Genomic DNA, 2,733 nt, shown 5'->3' on the forward strand with positions numbered 1-2,733 from the left:
ACTTTTCATTTAGTTTTGTGGGGTGCGACATTGGTTATGCAAGTAAAGTCGCAATTTCGCAAACCTGCCAATCGTTAGCGGTCATTGTAGGACGACCCAACACAAGCAAGATTAAACATTACATAAAATGGAATTCGACCCAAACAACAATATAGTTAAACTTTGTGCTCAAGGAATGGACTTTGAAGGGCAAGGAAAATCTGACGAAGCAAGCAATCTTTTTATTCAAGCTTGGAACGAAGCAACAAACGACTTTGAAAAATATACTGCGGCACATTATGTAGCTCGACATCAAAAAAGTATTGCCGACAAATTAAAATGGGACGAAACAGCTTTACAATTTGCCTTGAAAATAAATGACGACACTATTAAGGGAACTTACCCTTCTTTGTATTTAAACATTGCTAAATGCTACGAAGACCTAAACGATTTTGACGAAGCAAAGAAAAATTATGATTTAGCACTTTCATTTACGAACCTATTACCAGAGAACGGATATGGAAATATGGTTAAGGGTGGAATTGTTAATGGTATAGAAAGGGTGACAAAACAACAAGACAGATAATAAAAAATTTATGAGAAAAGTAATTGCAGCAATCAATATGACACTTGACGGTGTTTGCGACCACACAGTAGGAATAGTTGACGAAAATCTTCATTATCATTATTCAGACCTTGTAAATAATGCAGAAGTAATGCTTTATGGTAAGACAACTTACCAGCTAATGCAATTTTGGCAAACATTATTGACAAATCCTTCTGACCAAAAGTCAATGAACGATTTTGCATTTGCAATAAACAAACTTGAAAAAATTGTTTTTTCCAACACAATAAAAGACACAGGTTGGGACACAGCAAAAATTGCAAACAGACCACTTGAAGAAACTGTTTTGGAACTCAAAAAACAATCAGGAAAGGACATTTTAATTGGTAGTCGTAGCTTGATTATTCAACTTTTAAATAGCAATCTCATTGACGAATTTCAAATTTGCATTCACCCAATGATAGAAGGCAAAGGTTTGCGACTGTTTGACCAAATTAAAAACAGGATAATTTTTAAACTCATCAAGACAAAAACTTTGAATTCAGGCGTAACAATTATGTATTACGAACCGACATCAGAAGAAACAACGAACCGCTAACAGCGTGTATAAGAAATAGCGGGTTAAGTGGTAAATTTCAGGTCTGTACTTTTTATAAAGTCAGTGCTAAACTGAAAGTGAAGTGCTTTTAAATCCGCTACTTCTCATACACGCAAAACGTTAGCGGTAAATGTTCCCCGAATGAAACGCATCAGTAAATGAAAATTTTCAGCTTTGCAAACTGACGAATTGAACCGACAAAAAATTCGTCGCCGACCCGAAATTTGGGTTTTAGCCGAAAATAACTGAAATTTAAAAATGGTTTTTAAGCTGACAAACGTTCCAGCCGACCGAACCGAAAATATAATTTAACCTGAACCAATTTTTGACCGACCGGAACACTCAACTGAACGACAATTTCAAAGAGTATTTTGGCCGACAAAACTGAACCGACGAATCTTTTTTAGTTTTTTAAGGACAAGTTGAAAAAAGGCCGACCTAATCGCCGACCAAACTAAACAACCAAAAAACGTGAACACAAAATGGAAAAATTACATCTACCGCTAACAACAGGTTTGCAAAATTGCGGGCGAAGTGCGCTCACTTCCTTCACTTCTTTTTATTCAGTTTTGTGCGGTGCGACATTGGTTCTGCAAGTAATTTCGCAATTTCTCAAACCTGCCAACCGTTATAGGTAACCATAAAAAACTGACCGTACTAAAATGAACATCGTAAACAATCTTAATGGAAATAATTGAAGAAATAATAAAATTCTCAATTGGAGGACTAACGATAACCGGAATAATTGTTTATTTAGGTAAACTGATTTTAACAAAGAGTTCTGATATGTTAATTGAGAACTATAGAAATCAACTCGCAATATCTAAAGCCGAACATCAAAATCAGCTTGAAATTTTAAAAACTGAACATCAAATTAGATTCTCAAAACTTCACTCTGAAAGAGGAGAAATTATTAAAGAGATTTATCAAGATTTTTATGACCTTGAGCAGAAACTCGAAAATATGACAACATTATTTCAAGGTCCTGAATGGAAAATAGATAAAAAGCGAGATGATGAGGCGACAGAGATGTATCGACAGACTTGTGACAGACTAGAAAGAAACCGAATATATTTTACTGAAGAATTATGCAGTCAACTTGCGTCAGCATTGGAACAATACAACAATATTATTCGACAAATGCTAAAAGCAAAAAATCACGCAAAATATGACTCTGATGGAAGTGGTCGTAGGTTTCCAGAAGGTCAAGGGTCTATGGATTTGTGGAAAGATGCCGAAGAAAAAACTAAAAACGAAATTATGAACTTAAGACTAGAGCTCGCGAATGTTTTTCGAGGACTAATCGGAGTATAAAACTGTTTACAACATCTTCAAATTCATTTGTTAATTTTAACATAATACATGACTTAAGAAAAAGAATGGCTACCTATAACAGCAAATTTGCACAAAAATGGCTGACGGTGGTTTACGTTAATTCATCAGTTATTTATTTAATTTAGTACTATGCGACAATGGTTTTGCAAGTAATGCCATTTCTGCGCAAATTTTCAAACCGTTAGCGGTAAATGTTCCCCGAACGAAACGCATCAGTAAATGAAAATTTTCAGCTTTGCAAACTGACAAATTGAAC

The 2,733-nt window shown here is 34.9% G+C and carries 3 protein-coding genes; all 3 read left to right on the plus strand.

The annotated features are described in order from the left end of the window. Window positions 1-127 precede the first annotated feature (127 nt). The gene (locus tag I5M32_RS16470) at window positions 128-565 is read left to right on the plus strand and encodes a tetratricopeptide repeat protein (RefSeq protein WP_200588253.1); all 438 of its coding nucleotides are present in this window, start codon (window positions 128-130) and stop codon (window positions 563-565) included. A 10-nt stretch (window positions 566-575) separates the two neighbouring features. Next, the gene (locus I5M32_RS16475; RefSeq protein WP_200588255.1) at window positions 576-1,142 is read left to right on the plus strand and encodes a dihydrofolate reductase family protein; all 567 of its coding nucleotides are present in this window, start codon (window positions 576-578) and stop codon (window positions 1,140-1,142) included. 684 nt (window positions 1,143-1,826) lie between these two features. Beyond that, window positions 1,827-2,456 carry a hypothetical protein gene (locus I5M32_RS16480; RefSeq protein WP_200588257.1) on the plus strand — a complete coding sequence of 210 codons (630 nt, stop codon included), beginning with the start codon at window positions 1,827-1,829 and terminating at the stop codon, window positions 2,454-2,456. Window positions 2,457-2,733 lie beyond the last annotated feature (277 nt).

This window comes from Pedobacter segetis (genome assembly GCF_016623585.1).
Lineage (GTDB): Bacteria > Bacteroidota > Bacteroidia > Sphingobacteriales > Sphingobacteriaceae > Pseudopedobacter > Pseudopedobacter segetis.